The organism is Microbulbifer sp. ABH2_005 (assembly GCF_056160005.1).
Map to the genome: position 1 here is coordinate 2,696,906 of NZ_JBSWWI010000001.1, position 21,767 is coordinate 2,718,672.

Annotated in this window: 15 protein-coding genes and 1 tRNA gene; 4 read left to right on the forward strand and 12 right to left on the reverse strand. The window is 42.4% G+C overall.

What is annotated here, in order from left to right:
• Positions 1-129: 129 nt before the first annotated feature.
• The gene (locus ACXAFI_RS11760) at positions 130-1,602 is read right to left on the reverse strand and encodes a lytic polysaccharide monooxygenase (protein WP_475108959.1); all 1,473 of its coding nucleotides are present in this window, start codon (positions 1,600-1,602) and stop codon (positions 130-132) included.
• A gap of 949 nt (positions 1,603-2,551) precedes the next feature.
• Here ACXAFI_RS11760 and ACXAFI_RS11765 point away from each other — a divergent pair.
• A complete protein-coding gene (locus ACXAFI_RS11765) occupies positions 2,552-3,091 on the forward strand; it encodes a hypothetical protein (protein WP_475108960.1) in 540 nt (179 codons plus the stop codon).
• A gap of 119 nt (positions 3,092-3,210) precedes the next feature.
• On the opposite strand, the gene ACXAFI_RS11770 is transcribed toward ACXAFI_RS11765, so the two are convergent.
• On the reverse strand, positions 3,211-4,704 hold the full coding sequence (locus ACXAFI_RS11770) for an APC family permease (RefSeq protein ID WP_475108961.1): 1,494 nt from the start codon (positions 4,702-4,704) through the stop codon (positions 3,211-3,213).
• Positions 4,705-5,585: 881 nt separating this feature from the next.
• A complete protein-coding gene (locus tag ACXAFI_RS11775; protein WP_475108962.1) occupies positions 5,586-7,403 on the reverse strand; it encodes a haloalkane dehalogenase in 1,818 nt (605 codons plus the stop codon).
• Positions 7,404-7,789: 386 nt separating this feature from the next.
• Between ACXAFI_RS11775 and ACXAFI_RS11780 the strand changes: the two genes are divergently transcribed.
• The 3 genes from ACXAFI_RS11780 (at position 7,790) to ACXAFI_RS11790 (ending at position 11,339) form a co-directional block, all read left to right on the forward strand.
• Positions 7,790-8,890, forward strand: a complete 1,101-nt coding sequence (locus tag ACXAFI_RS11780) for a sensor histidine kinase (RefSeq protein WP_475108963.1) — start codon at positions 7,790-7,792, stop codon at positions 8,888-8,890.
• Complete coding sequence (locus ACXAFI_RS11785) at positions 8,862-9,614, forward strand: LytR/AlgR family response regulator transcription factor (protein ID WP_475108964.1); 753 nt, start codon at positions 8,862-8,864, stop codon at positions 9,612-9,614. Before ACXAFI_RS11780 ends, ACXAFI_RS11785 begins: the two co-directional genes overlap by 29 nt.
• A gap of 147 nt (positions 9,615-9,761) precedes the next feature.
• Complete coding sequence (locus ACXAFI_RS11790; protein WP_475108965.1) at positions 9,762-11,339, forward strand: phytoene desaturase family protein; 1,578 nt, start codon at positions 9,762-9,764, stop codon at positions 11,337-11,339.
• A gap of 467 nt (positions 11,340-11,806) precedes the next feature.
• Here ACXAFI_RS11790 and ACXAFI_RS11795 read toward each other — a convergent pair whose 3' ends face one another.
• The 9 genes from ACXAFI_RS11795 to ihfA all read right to left on the reverse strand — a co-directional run bounded on the left by ACXAFI_RS11795 (position 11,807) and on the right by ihfA (position 21,682).
• On the reverse strand, positions 11,807-12,091 hold the full coding sequence (locus ACXAFI_RS11795) for a hypothetical protein (RefSeq protein ID WP_475108966.1): 285 nt from the start codon (positions 12,089-12,091) through the stop codon (positions 11,807-11,809).
• 65 nt (positions 12,092-12,156) lie between these two features.
• Positions 12,157-12,843: a zinc metalloprotease gene (locus ACXAFI_RS11800; RefSeq protein WP_475108967.1), complete on the reverse strand. Its 687-nt coding sequence runs from the start codon at positions 12,841-12,843 to the stop codon at positions 12,157-12,159.
• 916 nt (positions 12,844-13,759) lie between these two features.
• Positions 13,760-14,116, reverse strand: coding sequence for a hypothetical protein (locus ACXAFI_RS11805; RefSeq protein WP_475108968.1), 357 nt, complete (start codon positions 14,114-14,116; stop codon positions 13,760-13,762).
• 1,145 nt (positions 14,117-15,261) lie between these two features.
• On the reverse strand, positions 15,262-15,441 hold the full coding sequence (csrA, locus tag ACXAFI_RS11810) for a carbon storage regulator CsrA (protein WP_475108969.1): 180 nt from the start codon (positions 15,439-15,441) through the stop codon (positions 15,262-15,264).
• Between the two features lie 986 nt (positions 15,442-16,427).
• On the reverse strand, positions 16,428-18,227 hold the full coding sequence (locus ACXAFI_RS11815; RefSeq protein ID WP_475108970.1) for a UvrD-helicase domain-containing protein: 1,800 nt from the start codon (positions 18,225-18,227) through the stop codon (positions 16,428-16,430).
• Position 18,228: 1 nt separating this feature from the next.
• Positions 18,229-20,364: an ATP-dependent nuclease gene (locus tag ACXAFI_RS11820; RefSeq protein WP_475108971.1), complete on the reverse strand. Its 2,136-nt coding sequence runs from the start codon at positions 20,362-20,364 to the stop codon at positions 18,229-18,231.
• A gap of 472 nt (positions 20,365-20,836) precedes the next feature.
• A tRNA-Pro gene (locus ACXAFI_RS11825) sits at positions 20,837-20,913 on the reverse strand.
• A 114-nt stretch (positions 20,914-21,027) separates the two neighbouring features.
• Positions 21,028-21,396, reverse strand: coding sequence for a MerR family transcriptional regulator (locus ACXAFI_RS11830; RefSeq protein WP_152452791.1), 369 nt, complete (start codon positions 21,394-21,396; stop codon positions 21,028-21,030).
• Positions 21,377-21,682 carry an integration host factor subunit alpha gene (gene ihfA / locus ACXAFI_RS11835; RefSeq protein WP_108733837.1) on the reverse strand — a complete coding sequence of 102 codons (306 nt, stop codon included), beginning with the start codon at positions 21,680-21,682 and terminating at the stop codon, positions 21,377-21,379. The genes ACXAFI_RS11830 and ihfA overlap by 20 nt, the downstream gene beginning before the upstream one ends.
• Between the last annotated feature and the right edge of the window lie 85 nt (positions 21,683-21,767).

Sequence of the window (21,767 nt, forward strand, 5' to 3'; positions counted from 1 at the left end):
CTAATTAACTCAAAAATCAGCATACTTTAGCGATTAACGAGATACCAGGTTTTTTGCCTGCCCTCGGTATTAAAACGGGCTTCTCTCTAGAACCGCCTCCCCAAAGGGAGACGGCTAGGAGTACCTAGGTTACTGGCAGGAACTCTGCTCCCAGTACTGGGGTGCAGCCGAGGGGGACCACCAGTTGGGCCCAAAAGTAGAAATATATACCTGGCCCTCGAAAGTTACTCGATCACCGACTTCATAGCCCCCATCACCCGCGTAAGGCTGCTGAAACTCAGGGCAAGAAGCTGCCGAACCTTCATCACCGCTAGCATTGTCATCGACACTATTGTCATTGCTATCGTCTGATCCCGTGCCAATATCACTGCCAGAGTCATCACCCTCTGTCTGGCATGTGGTTTCGCTCCACAATGTGGGCGCAGAGCTCGGAGACCACCAATTGGGCTCGTGCTTAGATTCGTAGGCAACCCCTTCGTAAATAACTACATCGCCAATCGAGTAGCCTGGATCACCAGCATACGGCTGCTCGAAGGTTGCACAGCTGCTGCTTCCTGAACTCCCAGTATTCTCACTATCACCGGTTTCTCCAGAATCATCGTCACCTGTAGTGGCATCATCCTGGTCAGCGCTAAGTTCGTATCCAATCTCAACATTTCTCAGGCCGCTACTGCCCAACAGGTAGATGCTATTGATACCGTACAACGGCTCAAAACTACTACTGCCATCATAATCACCGGCTCGAATGCTGGATTGCTCCTGATTGATTAACTCAGCTAGATCGTGAGACCAGTTTTCGGCAATCCCCTGTTCACCAGAAGTTATCTCCAGAACAGTAGAGTAAGAATCGTTTTCGCCGGTACTATCAAAAACACGGGTATACACCTTATCCCCAACATTTAAGTCCTGAGTTGGGTTAATTGTGCCTCCAACACTCCATTCAGTATTGGTTACATTATCACCGTCGAACTCTACATCGATAACGTTATAGAAGGCATTCACCGTGTCCCCAACATCCCAAACAGCAAGAATCACATGGTAGCCCTCACGATTTGGCACCTGACACTCGTGCGTCATATTTGTTGGAGGCTGCTCATAGTTCCCATCCACTTCGCAGAAGGGATCAAGATCAAACTGGTCTCGAGTCAAGGCAGAATTCGGGTTCCAGTTTTCCTTGGTAATATAATATTTCCAATCGCGGGTTACATGGTTTGCAGTAAAGTGCCATTTAAAGGTTTGCCAACCAGAACTAATATAGTTTTTAACCCAACGATCAGAAGACTGTTCATTCAATTCAGACCAGGAGCTATTCCCAGCACTGGCGATTTGGCCATCGGCTGGGCCACTATCAGGGAAACCCTCGGCACCCTCAACACTTTGGGGCTCCCACTGGACAGCGCCACAGCCAGTATTCATTTCTCCAGTATCAAGAGGGTATTTGCACAGAGTTCCACGTGCAGAGGCAACACCACCATCAGCTGCTTCTACATAACCATGGCTAAGTGCATTGGAGCTGAGTCCGGCCAGTACTACAGCCATTAATGCATGATTAAAAATAGGTTGTTTTAATACAGATGCTAATTTGGTTTTCTGGTAAATCATATTTCTGCCTGTTATTCAATTTTGTCCAATATCCTTCCCCTGTTGAGCTAGTTCCTTAGCCAGTTGAAGCATGTGTATGCCTCAAGAGCAGCGTTTACGACAAAGCTATGGACCGCCTTCAATTAGTACGGTTCCTATCGCCAGGCCAAAAAAAGACGAAAATTATAAAAATGGGAGATCAGTAATTTATTTCATTTAAACCAATGAAGCGAGGAATAAATAAACTCAAAAACCACTCTTCTTGTAAATTTAAACTACATATGAAGGCTTTGACATCAAGCTATAGCTTAAGATTAGAAATCAAGAAATGATTAAAACTAGCATTTAAAAAACTGAAGATAATCGCTGGACCTCAGCCTGAAATAAATCACATGAAATCCATATTTCTTACACAATTGAAATGTACCCTTATTTATTCTTGTGTGTAAGCACATTGAATTTTCCCCACAAGCACACCAAAGAAAGCCTTTTTAGCTTAAAGTAACCAAGCTTGCCTCCCATTATCTAGCCAAGCCTGACCCGCAACAAAGGCTAACTGTAGATCCCGTTTACTCCCAAGCATAGAATAACGTCATGTTAGATTCTTAAATAACTCTATATCTATGGCTTACTAAATTTTCATCATATTGCCAGGCGTAAATATAAAAATCACTCAAAAAGCAAAATCCCACCCATAGACAAAACCAATATCAATTTTGCCGAACCTGTTTGACATCAACCCTCATCTTCATAAATAAATGAACTACCGCGTCGATAACTAACCAATCAATATCAGTCGTCAATAGTGTAATTTGATGATATTGAAAAGGCTCACCATACAATTTATCGTTATACTGCTTTAGACCAACCGGTCACATAACTTACAAATTTCCAATAAGGAGGTTCGGTCATGGCAGTTCGATTGGGAGGCGGTTATGCTGCTTATCGTTTCAGACCTGAATGTACTTGAGTGACTGGCACCAATGCAGGAACGTTACGCTCTGATGGATATGGTTCTTGTGTGGGGCTAGTACTCTATAGTGGCGCACCCAGAAAAATTGGGGTGGTCGCGCACTTTTCTGGCTCTATGCAAGTTCAACAGGTAAGGGATGATGCATTCGAGATCATGGCAGCGGTCTGCCCTATTGCGCCGGGAAGAAAATGGCGGGGATGGGTTTTTGGTGGTGTATCCCTTAATGGTAACTCTTCACATCAAACCATGAGTGGGAATGGGTCCAGCCTGATACATACTCGAGCCTTAATTGATACAGTACGTGGTGTGCTGGAGTTTAATCGAATGTTTGATGTTAATTTTAACATTAGCAATTTGGAGAAATTCAACTTCAATAGCCAGGGAGTATTCTCCGAGATGAATTTACGTCGGGGCGGCAACTACGTTGGCCACCAAGGTGTTAAGTTAGATCTTGCCTCTGGCCGAGTTACCTGGGATGATCTCAATCATGGCTCTGGTAATTCAAAAGCCAATAAGATGATTAACTCTATGGTTTGACCAATAGATTTTGACCTGGTAGATATTAGCTTTTCGTCTCCAGGTCTAACTTGACTCTTCAGTAAAAAATACTAAGCCTATAAAATGCCTCTCTACGACTTTAGTTTAAACCCTCTACTCTACCCTCCTCTCTCCATATTGTGACTCTTGCAAAACTCCACATAGGGACGAGATGATATTACTAAATAAAAAACTCCAGATACGATCATAACCAGCCAAATACTCGAGACAAAATATAGAATCCACAAGTATGTCAAGAATGGCAAGGTGAAGACAATTAACTTATGAATTCCTGCTCCAGAAATATGTAATGATGCATATATAGACACTAGAATGCTCAAGGAAACACATAGCAAAAGTAGCGACGAAGACTCCAATGTCAGCATCAGTAAGCTCAATAGCACAAAAACAATAAGTCCAAACCAGCGAGTATTAGGCTCAAGAGCCCCCATACTGATAGGCGCAGCCATATAACTGACGACATGATATCCGGTCACAATTACCATAAGTGCTGCCCAGCTATCCGCATTAGCTAGAACAATCGCTGCTAAAACCCAGTTAACCAGAATCGATCGCCTGGAAATATTGTGTACCGGATCCAATACGGCTAGCCACCGAGGCATTTGTCCTAGTTGTGCCATCCCAAATAAAATTCTTGATGAAGCTCCAAGATACGTATATCCAGAGGCAGAAGGGCTGGTAACACTATCTACTAGTAATACAAGCGCCAGAAAATGCAGACCAAGAAGAGTAGCTAAATCTAAGAGTGGCGATGCAAAATTCAACCCCTGCCAGCCACCATTCTCAATCAATAGCTCATGTGGCACTGCTTCCATAAAGGCAAATTGTAGCGACAGGTAGACTAAAGTGATAATGACTATCGACAGAATAATAGCCAACGGAATATTGCGTCTGGGTTTTTTAATTTCACTAGCAAACGCAACACTCACCTGAAAACCATTGTATGAATAAATAAGTCCAGCACCAATAATGGCAGAGAATGCACTATGGAACTCAAATTCCTGACTAGAAGAGAGAGAAAAATTGGATCCAGTTTGATTCCGCGTGAAAACTACAATGAGCAATACCGTAAGTGCAAATAGCGGGGTAAATATCTTCAGTACTGTGACCACGTTATTGATTTTAGTTAACCAGCGAATTCCATAAAAATTAACCATCAGATAAAGACCCAAAATACTGAGAGCTAGCACTTTCCCCCAGGTCGTGAGCCTATAGTTTTCTATCAGTAAAGAGGATCCAATTGCTGATGAAAGGTACTGTGTTGTAGCTTGAGCTTCTGTAGCAACCACCATCAGAATGCCAAACCAATTAGCAAAGGCAAAAGGCATACCAAAGATATTGTTATACGATAAAGCACTGGCTTGAGCTAATGCTCCCCTTACTGGATGAATTGCCACGACACGAGCAAGACAAAGGCCCACCATCAAAACCAGAGCTGCTGTTAGGATCCAAGCTGCGAATGCCCAGTTGCCGGCATATCTTGCTGTCAATTGAGCACTGAAAAGCCAGCCTGACCCGATCATGCAGGTTGCGCTGAGCAGTGTTGCACTAAGCAGTGTAACTTTTTTCTTGCCGCGCTTGGATTGTTGCATATTGAATATATGTTTAAACAATAAAAACAAGAACAGATTGTTATCTTTATTAAACGAAGATTATCGAGATCTTGATAATCGTACCTCTTCGGTAAGAAGCTTTGTCCAAAGCTTACCCCAACCTATGCAACTTGCCTTGTATACAAGACTTAATCCTCCACTTTAGATCCTCCGAAGGTCGCTGGCGTCACTTCATAATGAAAAAAGCGCTTAATATGCTTTTTAAGCTCCCTGGATCAAGAAAGGCGCTTAACCGTCAATGATGATATTTTGGCGCCATTTTCATCATTGCACACCTAAATTTTAAGAATTTTCTATTTGCAGCACCCCAATATACATGGTATTTATCGGCAGATAGATGAACTTTACTTATGAACAAGAAAGATTGACAGACTTATACATCCTATGCCGTCACTGCAGCGTCTGATTAAGTTTGCACTAGCACATCAAAGGCTACAGAATATTAAATCGTGTTTTTTACTTAGATTTTGTGTGAAACCCTTATTGAGTAATTCAGCGCCTTGCAAATACAGCTCACCTTTTTGGCTAAAGGATTAATCAGACATTGTTTTACTTGGGATAGAATAAGCTTTTCAAGCATAGAGAGTAAGTGCAAATTGAATATACTCTATCCAATGAAAACAAGGCTACACTTCAAAAATATGTGCTCAAGACAATCAGAGATTCCTTTGTTTAACTTGTACTCCAGCAATAACGATTCAGGGATAGTCGAACATATAGATGATTGACAACAGGATCTTCAAAAATATATTTGATCCAGGATCTGTAGATCCAAAAAATTGAAGCCCACTTGACAACAAGTGGGCCTCAATAAATTCAACCTATTTATTGAAAAGATTACGTTAAATATCTAGCTAATATTACGGTACGAGTTGGTAGCTGTTACCCAGGTCATCCTTAAGCACCATGGCTGTGCCATCAATAGCTGAAACCTGCAAAGGCTCATTTAGAATTCGACTCCTGAATGTCCACCCTTCGGGTAGGTTAAGACGAGCGCCTAGATGTTTCAAATCGTCCATCTGTAAGTTGGTATCTTCAAGTCGACTAAAAGACTGCATGATATATACCTGCCCATTGATATCTGTTAACTCATAGACACGTCTACCTTCATAAAATAACCAGGTGTTATCCCTTAGTACTTTACCAGGAACATAGGCAACATCCTCCCCTTGACTATCAGTCAGATCAACGCTAGTTAATAAACGCATTTCTAACTCGCCAAACAATCGGTATTCATCATCTGGACTGGGTAAAATGATGTCGCCACCTAGATTTTCATCCACAACAAAAAAACGAGGTCCATTGGGTATGGCTGATAGTGCATCATATTCCGCAGCTATATCGTTAAAATCTAGAGTCTCCCACTGGGCCTGTGGGCAATAGTTAACTCCCGGTGTACCCCAGATTTCTGCTGTTATACTTGAGCCATCTTGATATGAAAGCAAAATTTCGCAATAACGGAAATTGAAGGATGGACCACCTGCACGCAATGGTTCTTCTGGAGTGGTGCTTCGTAGAAAGTTTAATAAGTGAATAGCTAATTCTTCACCCACATCATCTTGAATAAAGTGCCCAGCCAAAAAACGCCTGTGATCATTACCATCCGATCCTGGTACATGCTCGATCCACTTTTGCTGATTTTCCTCGCTGCCTAAGCCTCGATCGAACTCACCGGCATTAAACATAAAAGGATTATGAAATGCCCCGAGTGTTTGCCAAGCAATTATATTTTGCATCTCGATATCAACAAACATGGCAGGAAAAGCACGTATTGCCGCTTTATAATCAATACTGGGATAAGGTGCGTTGTAAGCGGAAATTTCTTCATCAGTCAACTGGTAGACTGTCAAGACTTGAACCACATCTCCGGCCAATAGCTCAGGTACACTAGATGCATAGTCAATCCACTGCTGGAATCCCTCAACTTGGTCGCTTGACCGAGAGGCAAAAAATGTTGCTGCATCACCTAATGACTCGTCTAACTCAAAACTAGGGTAAATATATGGATTTTTACCAGGAGGGATTATTGGCAGGTTACCATTGGCGACAACTAATCTCGCAATATGGTGTGACATTTCACCGGCAATTCGAAGACCAAAAAGACTACCCCAATCATGTACGAAAAGATTGATATTAGTTAATTGTAGTTTATCAATAAAGGCTTTTGTCCAAGCAACATGCTGCTCGAATTGGTGAATCGTGACATCAACTGGCTTATCTGACTTACCCATGCCGATGTTATCAGGTGCTATTACCCGGTAACCAGCTTCTGCGAGGATAGGAATCATTTTCCGATAAAGATAGGACCAACTTGGCTGGCCATGCAAGAGTAATACAACATCCCCATCAACTGGCCCTACATCCACATAATGCATACTTAGGCCATCAATTTCTGCGTAATTAGCAGCAAACTCATAACCGGGCAATGAATCAAAACAGGCCTCTGGAGTGACCATATACTCCACACCAGCATCGGTAACTTGCGTTGTGTTTTCTGCTGATTTACAGGCCTCGCTATTCGGCCCAGAGGAGTCTGGTATTTCTTCTGTTGTTTCTTCAGAGTTATCTGAGTTACAAGCAGTGATTAAAACTCCAAGCATAAAGGCGCCAATGATATTTGGCCATCTGCGCTTAGAGTAAATCTCTTTAATATCTGGTGATAAAGAGTGATTTGCCATGGATGTATTCCTTTTGCAGTCAGTGAACAGTAAATGCCAGGAGTGAGGAATACAGATATCACTACTACAACACCGTAAAGAAGGCAGGATTGTTCAGATGGTGTAAATATTCGTATCAATGGTGCTTTAAGCCATATTATTCAACACAAAGAGTTTAAATAGTCATCTAGATTTCTTACACTTAACTCGAACTTAAAAATAACCAGTGGATTTAAATTGCCTTACCTCCACACAAATCAAAAATATTCGCTGAACAATTTTCAAAAAGACCAAAAATTTTTTACTTATGGTTTATATTTCAAACCCTGCGGTAGACGAAACAAGGGTCAACGTCCATAGTTACTTATGGTTTTTACGACCTGAAAATTTATTGGAATTGAAAGATATTGATAGAAACCACAACCAACCAAAATTCTGTGGAAATTCGCAAGAGAAAACCTAATCAAGCATGGATATTCTTGATTATTTGGCCATCTTTTAATATTGGCCTTATTTCTAGCGCACTTTATTTGCTCAACCATCTCAATATTTATCTTTTACTGCAGGTAACAATCAAGATATGGAGTGTATTTTTTGCTGGATACTTACTGTTCAATATTTTTGAGACCCTATTCAAGAGATTACTAACATCTTTGATTGAGCAGTATATTTGGCTATATAGACCCATCGTTATTTTTTTTATTTTTATCTGGGTTGTGCCAATTGTCGAAATCCCACTCGAAAACAATGTATCAAATATAAAATTTTTACCAGTCGTGGTACTGCTACTTGAATCGCTAATTTACATGGCTGTAATGTATATATTCCAGCAGCAGGAATTACACTACCATACCTGCATGAATGCCCAGAAGACAGAATTGCAGATGCTTAAGATGCAATCCAACCCTCACTTTTTATTCAACACTTTAAACTTGATAGCGACTGAGATAAGCCGAGATCCGCCAGCTGCAAAAGAACTTATTTATAACCTTTCTGATTTATTGCGCGGCACTGTCAGGCTTTCCAATAATAACTGGGCAAGCTTAGAAGAAGAATTACAGCTGGTGGAACTCTACCTTTTATTACAGCGTAAACGATTCGATAGTCGACTTACCTTTGATATAGATTGCCCAGCCGTATTAAAGGGAAAGCTTGTTCCTTCCTTATTGCTTTTACCGGTTGTTGAGAACTCCATTAAGTATGGCATTGCACCCTTTGTAAGGGGCGGCCATGTGAGCATCAACATAGAATTACAAACTGGCTACTTAAAAATAGAAGTACATGATACCGGCCCTCCTTTTGATGACAGCAATATACAAGAGGGTCAAGGTCTACGCATATTGTCAGAATCCCTGAAATTACATTTTGCTGATGATTACTCAATGAATTTGAGTTCAAGTATTGGAGGCACCAGTATGGTAATTCGTATTCCAGAAGTCACCTCATACACTAACTCACAGCACCTGCAAGGAAGCGCAGATGAAATCGAAAACCGTTGCCATAGTTGATGACGAACCTGCTGCAAGATACAGCTTAAAGGAGGTGATTGATACTTTTAACGAATTGGAAGTCATAGTAGAGGTGTCGGATGGTAAGTCTGCAATAGAACAGATTTTGGTCAAGCGACCCGATATTGTTTTTCTCGATATTGAAATGCCTGAAGTAACAGGATTTGATGTGGCAAAAGCAACCTCTCAGATGAATTATCAATTAATTTTTTTAACCGCCTATGAAAATTATGCGTTGCGTGCTTTTGACACTGATGCTATTGATTACTTGGTAAAACCTGCCAGGCCAGAATTAATTGCCAAGAGCATTCGTAAAATTTTGCAACAGGAGATGTATGCTTTAGAGCAAAGGGGGAATACTACAAACATTCATCGTTTATTATTGAACGATGGCAACCAACAAAGAATAATTTTGCATGACCACATTAATTATATTGAAAGTATAGGCCGTTATCGCCGTGTTCATCTCACCGAAAAAGGGGCTCGTTTACACAGTGGAGACACCATAATATCCGATATGACATTGGATACTTTTTGTGAACTGTTACCGGGGAACTTATTTTATCGACTGCATCGTAGCTATATTATTAATAGCGAAAGAATGCTGGAGTTAAAGTCACATTCACGACGTCATTTTGTAAGAATGGCTGGTACAGATACAAAAATCCCTGTCTCCCGTAACTTTCTCAACAGACTAAAGCGATCTATCAAAACCAGCTGCTAATATTTTGATTTTAGGTTCCCAGGATTAAGTAGAGTGTTCTTTCTAATTGACGACTTATCAATACCTACCCCAAGAATTCAATGATTGAGCCGCCCGACTTTTTTTGGCATATTTTATATACCGAATCTTCCTACTCAGAGCATAATAATGAAGGATTTTTTGATTATTGGTGGCGGCCATAATGGCTTGGTTTGTGCTTGCTATTTGGCTAAAGCTGGAAAAAATGTAACGATTCTTGAGCGCCGGTCGATTGTTGGCGGTGCAGCGGTTACTGAAGAGTTCCACCCAGGTTTCCGAAACTCTGTGGCTAGCTACACCGTTAGCCTGCTTAATCCCAAAATCATAGAAGACCTCCATTTGCGTGAGCATGGCCTGGAGATCAAGTTACGGCCGCAATCAAACTTTTTCCCACTTTCAGAGGAGGAAAGCCTTTCCTTCCATAAGAATCTCGCGGATACACAGGCAGAAATTGCGCGTTTCTCTGGAAGAGACGCAGCCACCCTACCTGACTTTTATGCCATGCTGGAAACGGTGGCAGACATTTTGCGCGAGGAACTGCTGCGTGCTCCCCCCAATGTAGGTGGCGGCCTTGTGGATTTGATTCGCGCCGGCGGCTTTGGCCTGAGGGCGAAAAAACTGAGTATGGCATCCCGTCGTGATGCATTGGACCTGTTCACCAAGAGTGCCACCAGCGTGCTGGATGCCTGGTTCGAAAATGACCATGTAAAAGCTGCGTTTGCCTTCGACTCTATCGTCGGCAACTATGCCGCTCCCAGCACTCCCGGTTCCGCCTATGTGCTACTACATCATGTGTTTGGCGAGGTAAACGGCGAGAAAGGCGCTTGGGGACATGCAATAGGTGGTATGGGTGCGATCACCCAGGCGATGCGCAAAGAAGCGGAGCACCTCGGAGTCACCATTCGAACGGATGCTGAAGTTAAAGAGGTATTGATCGATGGTGGTCGCGCTACCGGAGTACAGCTAAGCAGTGGGGAAACCGTTACTGCCGGTAAAGTAGTCGCCAATGTCGGCCCTAAACTGCTCTATTCCCAGATGATAGACGAACAACATCTGGAACCGGAGTTCCGCCGCCGTGTACGTGGTTTTAGAGTGGGCTCGGGCACCTTCCGTATGAATGTCGCACTATCTGAGCTGCCAGACTTTACCTGCAAGCCTGGTAATAACGCACAACCGCACCACAAGTCTGGAATCGTCATTGGCCCCACCATGGACTACCTGGAACAAGCCTATATAGATGCGACCCAATATGGCTGGTCAAAGCAACCCATTGTCGAGATATTGATCCCCTCCACCATCGATCCTTCTCTGGCCCCCGAGGGCAAACATGTTGCCAGCCTATTCTGCCAGCAATTTGCTCCAGAACTGCCGGAGGGTAAGAGCTGGGACGGCTATCGCGAGCAGGCAACTCAGACCATTATCGATACCGTCACCAACTATGCACCCAATTTCCGTGATTCCATCATTGCTCAACAAATCCACTCACCGCTGGATTTAGAGCGCAAGTTTGGCTTGATGGGAGGTGATATCTTCCATGGTGCCTTAGGCCTGGACCAACTGTGGAGCAACCGCCCCTTTATGGGCTTTGCGGATTACCGCACACCAATCCAAGGTCTGTATCTCTGCGGCTCCGGCAGTCACCCGGGAGGTGGGGTTACTGGGCTGCCTGGGCATAATGCGGCGATGGAGATTTTGAGGGATAAATAACTGTGGTATGTCGAGGCAAGCAGGGCCGAGGCTCTATCAATTTAGTTCCTGACTTGCCACTTACAGAAAAATGAGGCCACACAGGGTTTTGAGTAGCCTCGCTTGAAGCCCCTAAAGTAATTGGTACTGTTACTCGTTCTAATCCATCCCAATTAGTAATCTCTATATCAATAACTGAACTATTAAGCTTGTCAAATCTTTGAGCTTTTTCATTTTGGGGTGTAGTTGACCAGCCAGAATTTAGCTCACTAGCTAGGCTAGCTAAAAAATAGCCTGACCAATCAGCAAGATATCCAAATGCTACACGGATTATAGCTTCACCCAGATTGGCGTTTACCAACCCTTGACATCCACCAACTCAAAAGCTGCAAAAAATGCTCTTCTCTTGCGCCTCAGCCTCGACCAACAATTGATACATAAAATTATCGAAGAAAAAGTTTCCTTTCTGCGGGATCAGAACAATCCACCTATTTTTCCCTATATAGGATAAACACATTATCTAACTCATGTGGCTCCCATTCTAAAGTAAAAGACTGATCACCCTTAGAAAATAGGGCTTGGACCTTAACCACGCCACTCAAATCTTCAAGATTATTAATATCAGATTTACCCCCTTCAGAATCCACTGATAATACCTCAACATAAATTCTATTTTTATAAACATATTCCCACACACTTTCTAAGGCTTGCTCTTCCTCTTGGGCCGTAGAGCTCGAAACAACCTTTGATGCTAGGACTTTAATATCACCCATACTATCTTCCTTACCGCAGGACGCCAGGCAAAAAAACAACAATATCAAGCATAGATTTTTAAGCACTATGAAATACCATGATCCGCCAACTTACTTTCTAACCATTTCATATGAGTACTATCATGCCTTTTAAGTACTGTCTCACCACTATTCATAACAGATCTATAGTCCCCATTGTGCTTACTTGATTTATGATATTCATCTTCAAGGCCAAGCATATGACCAAACTCATGGACTGCACCTCGCTGCCGTTGACCACCCGACTTCCATACAAGCTTCAGGTCTTGACTATCCAATGCAACGGTTCCCTTTACTGGATTAACACTACTTACAGCAAAATTGCTAACCTTTTCTACGCTTATTTCCCAGTGATCCAACATCCAGCCACCTATTTGCGTCTCAAACCTAAAATCTATACCAATAGCTTTTCCAGATGCCAGATATTTAAGCACTCTTCCGCCCCACTTGCTCTGTATAGCAAGCTTCCACCGACTAACAAAAAGTGACTTTTCTGATGAACTCCACTCACCGCCTTCTCCATCGTCAAAGAAGAACTGGATCTTCATAAAAACTATAAGCAAATAATTTCCACTAGCCAACTTTACAAGATATAAATCGAATGCATCATTGACACCACCGTACCCTATAGTTCCAGATCGAACATCCGTTTCTGAAGCTATAACAGTCTCTCCTGACCTTAGCACTGACATACGTTCCCCTAAAAAATAAATATCAAATTCACTAAAAACCAAACGATCATCATTATTCCCCTCGAAGTAGAGATATCAACTACAGGTAATACAGTGTAATCACACTCAAGGCCAATTTAAGAGAAGATCTGAAATATTCCCTCGCACGAAGTCAGCTCTAGGCAGTTAAACGAATCATGGATACCACCCCAATTTAGAACCCCAAAAAAGAACAGCGTGTTGCCAATAAAATCTAGAAAAGCTAAACCCGAATAACAGAAATTGGTATCCAAAAACAAATAGGATTGGAGACAGGGAATGAAAGGTTTGTGCATGACGATATCACACGAATGGATACCTACGGCCTCAGAGGATAGCGGTACTGTCCCGGTTGCTAGGCAGTATTCTCTCCAAGGTCAGCTTGGTTTCAGTAATGGTGTAATAGAGATTCTGATCAGTCTCCTCAAGGTCAGGGTAGTCAGCCAGCTTTTGGGCCTTATCCTGCAACTTGTCCAGATAACAGTCGACGTTAATTCAACCCTTTTCGAGCCAAAATATCGGAAACTTCAGAAGCGCTCAATTACACATCCACTCAGTATCGCATTCGCACAGCCATTTCTGGAAGAAGCCTAAAAATCTTTTGCCTCTTATGGGCACCGAGCGGCAAGATATACCCAAAGGACTACCCCCTTCAGCTGGATAATCATTTAGAGCTTGTGGAATGGAGTGGTCGGCTCAATAAACGTTGGATACACAGCATAGGCGGCTGCCGGGGCTTACTCTCAGGGACTCCCTGTAAATCTAGCCCTAATCCAAGCACTTGATGCCATGTGTGCCGATTTTCCTTCAAAAAAATTTCCGAAGCCTGAATACAAACTCCCAGAATTTCACGTCCCTTACTGCTAAATCATAGATGAAGAGCCACCAGTAATGATTTTTACCGCGTAACTGGTATTTTTGAGTGTCCTAAATCACTTTTCTAAATAACGCAACGCTGAAATGCGTGCGCTTGCTTTCTATTTATTCCATAATCTCCATTAGTATCGGGCTCCTTACTTATCATTGTCAATGTAATTAGGGCCATTGCCTTTCCCCTCCAATCTAATACCGTTTCACCAATATGGCATTCTTCGAGAATAAAGTTATCTGGCAGATAATCTCCACTATCATAATAAAACTCCACATAACAGAACATCTCACCAGCATGCTCTTTCTCTTGGAAATCAACCCCTTCAACATATACATTGCCACTGATGTTCCACATTCCCCTACAATCGCCGTAAACCGATAAAGGGAGGGATATAATCAATAAAATTATAAAAACTGTATTTTTCACTGGATCTCCTTTCCAATTACTTGAACAAATCACGCTTGATGCAATTAGACAAAAAAACTAGCTAGCAGGCAAATATTAATTTTTCCCATAGGTCCAAACAAAAAAACCCACTAAAACCTTATGTTTTAACAGAGTAAATAGATGCACCCCCTCTCAAGGTCACAATTATACTTTCAATATGCTTCCATTCTTGGCTGCAGGGCAGGTTTTTGAGGAAGATATTTAATACATTAAAGATTGTGTGCACAGCTGCCAATGGATTCAGGCCCGAATGCAAAAAAGGTCCCTATTTTTGTTCTTTATGTCGCGACCTAGATTATAGTGAGGAATATCCAATCATATTGTGCACTATTTAGACTTGAAGGCAGCCATAACTTACTCTAATACAGCAGTAGTTAATTGCTGCTAAAGGTCTTTTAAAGCTTTCACGCTGGCCCAACGGCTCTATTCTGAGCAGTGCCCTTGATCACAACAAGATGAAAAATCTCATGGAGTTAGTTGCTCTTTAGCAAACACGTTTAGTGGATACCTGCTAATTAATACGCTATTTAACTGGGGTTATTCCTCCCCAAAATAAGTACAGTGTCTACTTTTGGGAACGTTTCAAACTCTTAGATTTACTAGATTAACGGTCTCTGGCAGTCTGTAAGCATTTTAATCCAATCCAAACTAATATTGTCAAAAGCCCGGAAGAGTCCAATTTACCTCGATCCAACAGCGGGAGCTTTCAGCAACTACTCGTAGTCTGCCTCCAGACCTAATGCCGGTGCTTGGTAATAAGCGCCATACTGTGCCCAAGAGCCTACCCTTTAGCGAGGGCACTATATCCAACATGTAGACTGGTATGGTCGCTAACTCCGCCAGACAAAAGCCAGGTATCATAGATTATGAATATACCACCAACCATCGAAAAGCTAGATATCTTGACAAAACAGTCCTAAGAAACACCCTACAGGACTGCCAAAGCTTTCTTAACCCCTCACCCAGCCAACTAACCACCTTTTATTTTCAAAAGATCCTTTATACAACAAAAAGGTATTCGTTTCTGTGTGCCTATACCGCCTGCTAGACAAAGGAATAATAGTTTGCTGGGAATCCAGTTTTTAAAGATGGATACCCAGAACGGTCCCATCCTTTCGGCATATTTAGGCGCTCACCTTCCGTTCTCTCTTGATCCGCACATAGATTTCTTCACGATGGATGGGCAGTGACCTGGGTGCACTTATGCCTATCTTCACTTGATTACCTTTAACCTCCAGCACTGTGACCGAGACATTTGCTCCAATCCTTAAAAGCTCACCTGTCCGTCGCTTTAAGATCAACATACTTATTTCCTTCAATGGTCGAAGTTTGGGCGCTTCCGTGATGGGGAAGCTTGGGCTTAGCGTTTGGAGGAAATATGGGGCGGTGCACGGGGGCGGTAGGCAGAGAAGAGGAAAAGGCGGGCGCTAGGCTTCCAGAGCTTGGGAACAGGCCCCAAGCCGCTGAATGTACTCCACTTTATTGAAGACGAGCGGGTTTCTAGCGTATTATCCATATAGCCATTTTGATACTTAGGTTATCAATTTGGTTAGCTGGCCCCGGGTGTTCCTAGCACCTTGGGTCAGCGCCTTTTACTTACTCTTACGTCACGCTACCGTTCTCCTTTGAGGGGATGGGTCTTTTAGAAAATTCTCGACTCTCTCGAAGCTTTCAATACTATTTAAACTTCTGAAGCCTTTTTAATCGGCTCGCTCAATTACGGCCAAAATACCAAAAATATCTATCGATTTTACGCTGCTTTGAGAGCGAAACAAACTGAATAAATTCCAATAGGATAATTTCCGCGCCTATATTTTTTTGTATTTTGGCTAGAGGTAATTCAGCTAACCATTAAAAATTACGGTTTTCATTGGAATTTTTATATACTTTTTCAAAAGCATGGGGGAATAAAATACTCAATGCTGAAGCTGCCTATGGGTTTTCTGAAATAGATGAAAACTTAAATATTTCATCAGTTTTATACACGTTGCCAAGCCCCATTGTTAAACTAAGAAAGAGCGCGAAGTCGTTATAAATTTGATCAGTGCTGGCTTCGATAAGCAGTGAGCCGCTGAAAGGGCTAATCTAAGATGAGAACAAATACGGCCTAGAAGATCAAAAATTGAGCGACCTGTTATTTCAAACAAAATCGCAGGTTATCACTCGTTTCAACAAGTGGTCAGTTCGACCGGTTACCGAATTCGAAAATTGTGGAGCAGAAGCAATAGGAGGGGCCAATACCCCTCCCCTGGAGCTCTGTCAATAACTGTACACCTATCGTTACTAACTATCACAAATCATCATAATCAAAATCGTAAGCTCTTAGAGCTACCGTCGGGAAATATTCGCTATTCCCATATCGAGTACGGCCTCGCTCCGAGATAAGGTGTAGATTTTTTCTTGCACGAGATCCAATTACATAAAGGAGCTTCTTCGCACTTTCCTGACCACCCGAATCACTAAAATGAGGAACCATCCCCTCAAGAAGAGCGAAAGCAATTACAGTATCAAACTCAGCACCTTTCACGCCGTGAATGGTAGAAATTGTAATCCCTTTCTTAGACTGAAAGACTCTCCTAAATGAATCAATATGATCTATGGATTCTACACCTTCGCTCTTTAATCGAGCTATACGATCTCTTGAGCTCTCAAAGAATGCATCATAGTGCTCCTTTAGCATGGAATAAGCCATAGCATTTATTTTGAGCAACTCAAAAAGTCTTTCAAAAAAAACAGATAAATAAAGCAAACCATTTTCTTCAGTTACCACTAGTGTATTGCAACATCTTAGTAACGATTTCGCCGTAATTTTACTTACGTCAACTCCAGCGAACTCAAGATCTTTGACTATATCTGACGCCCATCTTAGTCGCCGAACATAAACATCTGGTGAAGCGCGAGTCAATGCAATTTTTGCCAGTTTATACCAAAAATTCTCTATATCTCGAGCAAAAGGGACCGTTCCAGGACCGTTAAATTGATAGCTTGGGAGACGAAAAATAAGTCTACGAGTCAAACTGGCGAGGTGGATCCACCAAGGCGCAATGACACAAACTTCTTTTTGAAGCACACCTAATTCTTCGACATTCAACAAAATCAATCTAACTAATTCATCCTCCAAATCCTCTCTATCAACAGAGCTATTGAAAGTAATCAAACTCTTACAGGTATCAACACTCGATGCAGATATAATAGTTGAATTATAAACTTTAAAATTTGAGAAAAATTCTATTATTCGACTAGAAGATCGATAATTTTTAGAAAGCTCCCTCTCGTTCATTATTAACTGAGATTGCTGCCTAAATTCTTGAGCATCTATGGCGGACCCCCCGAGGGATTCGTAAATTGCTTGGTTCGGATCGCCAACGATAAAAGACTTAGTCGAACCAGCACCCGCTCTTAATATCGACAAAATTATAGAGTATTGAATTTTCATAGTATCTTGGTACTCATCTACCAAAATATGAGAAAATATACAAGAAAGAATTGAACTAATTTCTACATTTTCTTCTAGAAGTTTATATGAAAAATAAAGGATCAGCTCAAAATCAATTTGACGCCGGCTTCGTAAAATATCGAAATACTCACCCAAAACTCTATTGATGAGTTCAATCTTCCTAGAGTTTTTGCAGGAAAGAACATGTCCGTCCGGTTCAAAATGAAAATCACAATCCCAAATTTTTACGCGAGTCTGTCGAGTTGAATGTTTACCACACAACCCGGCCAGAATTTTCTCCTTATCATGAGAATCTATTACCTTAAAACCAAAACGCAAAAACTCATGGTAAACGCCATATGGTTTAAGGATCCACTCCAAACAAAAAGAATGTATCGTGCCAATCCACAACTTATCAGTGTTGACTCCTAGAGCTTCAACCCTCTCATGAATCTCATCTGCTGCTCGATTTGTATATGTAATTGCAACCACGTACTCCTTAGAATCACTTAAGTTTGTCAATTCATAAGCAATTTTATAAGTTAGAGTTCGAGTTTTTCCGCTCCCAGGGCACGCCACAAGAAATACACTTTCAGGATCCAGTATGGCTTGCTCTTGTTCAGGATTAAGCTCATCTTCTCCCCAAAATGACATACTAGAAAGCCTCTAAAATAGCATTTATCTGCTTGTCTACAAAAGGTTGGAAGGTATCAAGTTTAAGCTCTTCTAGATCCTTATTCCCCAACCGAAAGGCTTCAATAATTTCCTCGTAGGCTTCTATTTCAGAGGCTGGAATAGAGGTATCTTCTTTGAGTCTCATTAAGCGATAATTAAGTATCCGAATCCAAACATCCTTAGATATCACTGGATGTGCAAATGCAATGGCTTTCAATAAGTAGTTCGGAATGTTTGTTTTGAAGTCAATGCACTTGCCAAGCCTAATAGCAAACCAGCCCTTGCCTTCATTGGCAGCCATCTTTAAGACTCTAATCCCATATTCGGAAACATCAGAAGACTGCAACTCTTCCACTGACCTATTAATGGTTGCCTGCTGAGAATAAACTTCAGGAACCAATTCAATAAACTTCTCTAGATTTTTCTCTCTAGCAAAATCAACTTCGAACGTGTGCTCCGAAAAAAATGGACTTAACCAATTATTGGTATCACAAAAATTTTCAAGATCTATCCGTCGAGATTCCCCTAACTCCTGTGATTTTTTACATTTCCTTTTTAACCTTGTGGTATATTCCGAGTCACCCTCACTTGGTACCGTATCAATCACCGACTTATCTAGGTCCGTCACGATCGCGCATCGTTTACGAACTCTAGAATCATGAAACAGTGACGCAACATTCTTAAATCCGGTACTTCTGATGTTAACTAAACTTATCCCAAGCTCGTCAAGACTTACACCTAGAACCTCTTTGATCAATACCGGTATAAGAATTTCCTCGGCATCCCCTTCCACTAATATCACGCTTCTCGCAAACAACAAGCTACTTCTTACTGCATCAAGGTAACGCTGTATATTACCTATAACATCTTGACTCAAACCAAAAGATGGCTGGTAGGCCTCACATTTATTTAAAGTACGGCCAAGGATGTTAACGTTCTCAATGTTACTCACCTCTGAAATATGTGCAGAATGAGTTGAATAGATTATTTGAGTGTCCTGATAATTAAGCTTATCAAATAGGGTTCTCTGGATATGGGTATGTATGTGCGCTTCAGGCTCTTCGATCAACAGAAAATTAGCAAATGACTGCTTATCTTTCTGATACTTAAATTCCAATAACTTTAAAGTCAGGAATATTAAGTTAGCACCCCCCAAGCTCATTTCATGAATCGGACCCTCATGGCCATCCTCCGATTCGCCAACGAAAAGCTTCAAAGACTGAAATAATTTTTCGGCCTCATCAGATAGATCGGATTTGATTGCTAGGGATGCCGGTGAATAGGCTTCGCCTGCTGTACCTTTAATCGTATCCCTAATATCGCCGCGAACCCCCTGAACATCCGGCAACCCCTCAATGGAATTATTTAATTCTTTTACTTGATTGGTAATTGGCCCAAACATAGCGGGATCTATATCACCACTTTTACTTTTAAGCAGTGACAATAGAGGATTTGTTCTATTGTTATGAAACTCTGAAACAACGTCTCTCAGAGCTTGAACAAATGTAAACGATATTTCTCTCGAAATAGACAAGACTGCCGGAATCTTTATACCAATAGCTGGGTGTTCTATTTCTGCACTAAATCGGACGGCATCAAAGTCTCCTACAATTTGACGGTAGATCGCCGGATCGTTGAAATCTGTATTACTACGCCCAGTAAAAATAGTTTCGTAATCGTCGATTGTTATTTGATTGAGAATAGAGGCCAATCCATCGTGATCGCCGTCGTCGAGTTCAGACAAGGCCTGCCTTACATCTTTTTTAGGACGAAAGATCAAATTGTATGTCGCTCGATCTACAGTACCTTCTTCAAGAACCCCCGTCCCATGAACAAATAAGGCCTGCACCTCTTCATCTGGTGAAATATCCTCGAACTCTAAACTCAAAATGATCCAGTGCCCCTTCCAGGACGACAACGACCTATTAAAGTCAGATTCATTTAAACGGTAAGCGAATCTCATCATGTTGTCGTCTAGCAAAAGACGGAGAGCCCGGAACAAATTTGTTTTACCGGACCCATTTTCCCCAATTACGGTATTTATACCTTTCTTGAAATGGAACTGGGCATTGGAGAAGTTTCGGTAATTTACTAAACAAAGCTTGGATATGTGCATTTGAACCTCATCTCCCTGAGGCAGATAGATTTTTTTTGTTGTTAACGTAATCACATATTACACGATGATTCCACTGGCCTCGACGCCCCCGTCAATTCAAAAATGGATATGAAGATCATTATTTAATCTCTGCTATCCAAGCTACTTGCCTCGCACAACGGCCCGCCCCTAAGCAGGATTCTTTGGAGTCTCATCGGTGATGAAGCCGATTAATGGTTTTAAGTACCCCTCCTTAGCAGCGACTGAAACCTCTAAAGTGTGCATACAAAACGGTGTCAATTAATGCTATTAGAATTGACTACCCTGGAGCGAGCAGGTTAGAGGTTCTTATGAGCGGTATCCTTCAGGCCCTACTTGGCTGAACTACTTAGAGCTTCTCCAAGAATGAACTTATTGTGGACTCAAATTGCGGACACAAAAAAACCCGCTAAAAAGCGGGTTTCTTGGCCGTTGCTATATGCAACGATATGTATGGTCGGAGCGGCCGGATTTGAACCGACGACCACCACACCCCCAGTGTGGTGCGCTACCAGGCTGCGCTACGCTCCGATTTTGAAAAATCGCTCACTTCGCTAAGTGATTGATTTTTAAAGACATCGTGTCTCGATGTGGCGTGAATCATACCTGAGTGCGGCTGGATTGCAAGCCCAGGTTTACAGTTTTTTAGAAATTCTTTCTCCCATCCAGCAAGGCCACTACATCTTTGAGTTCCGCTATCACTTCCGGTAGCACCTGCTGTAACTGCACCACTTCTGCCCTTTCACTACCGGTCTCTATCTGCTGGCGGGCTCCTCCAATGGTATAGCCCTCTTCATAGAGTAGCGCACGAATCTGGCGCACCATAATAACGTCCTGGTGTTGGTAGTAACGGCGGTTGCCGCGGCGTTTAACAGGCTTCAGCTGTGGGAATTCCTGCTCCCAGTAGCGCAGTACATGGGGCTTCACGGCACACAGCTCGCTCACTTCACCAATGGTGAAATAGCGCTTACCGGGGATTGCAGGTAGCTGAGCATTATTGCTCGGTTCCAGCATGTTCCTCTACTCGTGTCTTGAGTTTTTGCCCTGGTTTGAAGGTGACTACCCTGCGGGCTGAGATGGGGATTTCCTCGCCGGTCTTGGGGTTGCGACCGGGGCGCTGGCTTTTATCGCGCAAGTCGAAATTGCCAAAGCCCGAGAGCTTGACCTGCTCGTTGCTTTCCAGCGCATTGCGGATTTCCTCGAAGAAATACTCGACGATCTCTTTTGCTTCGCGCTTATTAAAGCCCAGCTCCTCGTACAACTTCTCGGCGAGCCCGGCCTTGGTCAGTGCCTCTGTCATTGGATCCTACCAATTGATTCAGAGGCGTCGACTCCAGATCGGAAGCGGCCCAAACCGCGGCGGCTTTCAACCCGGAAGCAGACGC

Bases quoted from the DNA above. Each gene is read 5' to 3' on its own strand.
- csrA (WP_475108969.1), bottom strand. From the start codon at position 15,441: ATGTTGATCTTAAAGCGACGGACAGGTGAGCTTTTAAGGATTGGAGCA.
- ihfA (WP_108733837.1), bottom strand. From the start codon at position 21,682: ATGACAGAGGCACTGACCAAGGCCGGGCTCGCCGAGAAGTTGTACGAG.
- ACXAFI_RS11815 (WP_475108970.1), bottom strand. From the start codon at position 18,227: ATGTCATTTTGGGGAGAAGATGAGCTTAATCCTGAACAAGAGCAAGCC.
- ACXAFI_RS11795 (WP_475108966.1), bottom strand. From the start codon at position 12,091: ATGGGTGATATTAAAGTCCTAGCATCAAAGGTTGTTTCGAGCTCTACG.
- ACXAFI_RS11830 (WP_152452791.1), bottom strand. From the start codon at position 21,396: ATGCTGGAACCGAGCAATAATGCTCAGCTACCTGCAATCCCCGGTAAG.
- ACXAFI_RS11785 (WP_475108964.1), top strand. From the start codon at position 8,862: ATGAAATCGAAAACCGTTGCCATAGTTGATGACGAACCTGCTGCAAGA.
- ACXAFI_RS11790 (WP_475108965.1), top strand. From the start codon at position 9,762: ATGAAGGATTTTTTGATTATTGGTGGCGGCCATAATGGCTTGGTTTGT.
- ACXAFI_RS11770 (WP_475108961.1), bottom strand. From the start codon at position 4,704: ATGCAACAATCCAAGCGCGGCAAGAAAAAAGTTACACTGCTTAGTGCA.
- ACXAFI_RS11760 (WP_475108959.1), bottom strand. From the start codon at position 1,602: ATGATTTACCAGAAAACCAAATTAGCATCTGTATTAAAACAACCTATT.
- ACXAFI_RS11775 (WP_475108962.1), bottom strand. From the start codon at position 7,403: ATGGCAAATCACTCTTTATCACCAGATATTAAAGAGATTTACTCTAAG.
- ACXAFI_RS11820 (WP_475108971.1), bottom strand. From the start codon at position 20,364: ATGCACATATCCAAGCTTTGTTTAGTAAATTACCGAAACTTCTCCAAT.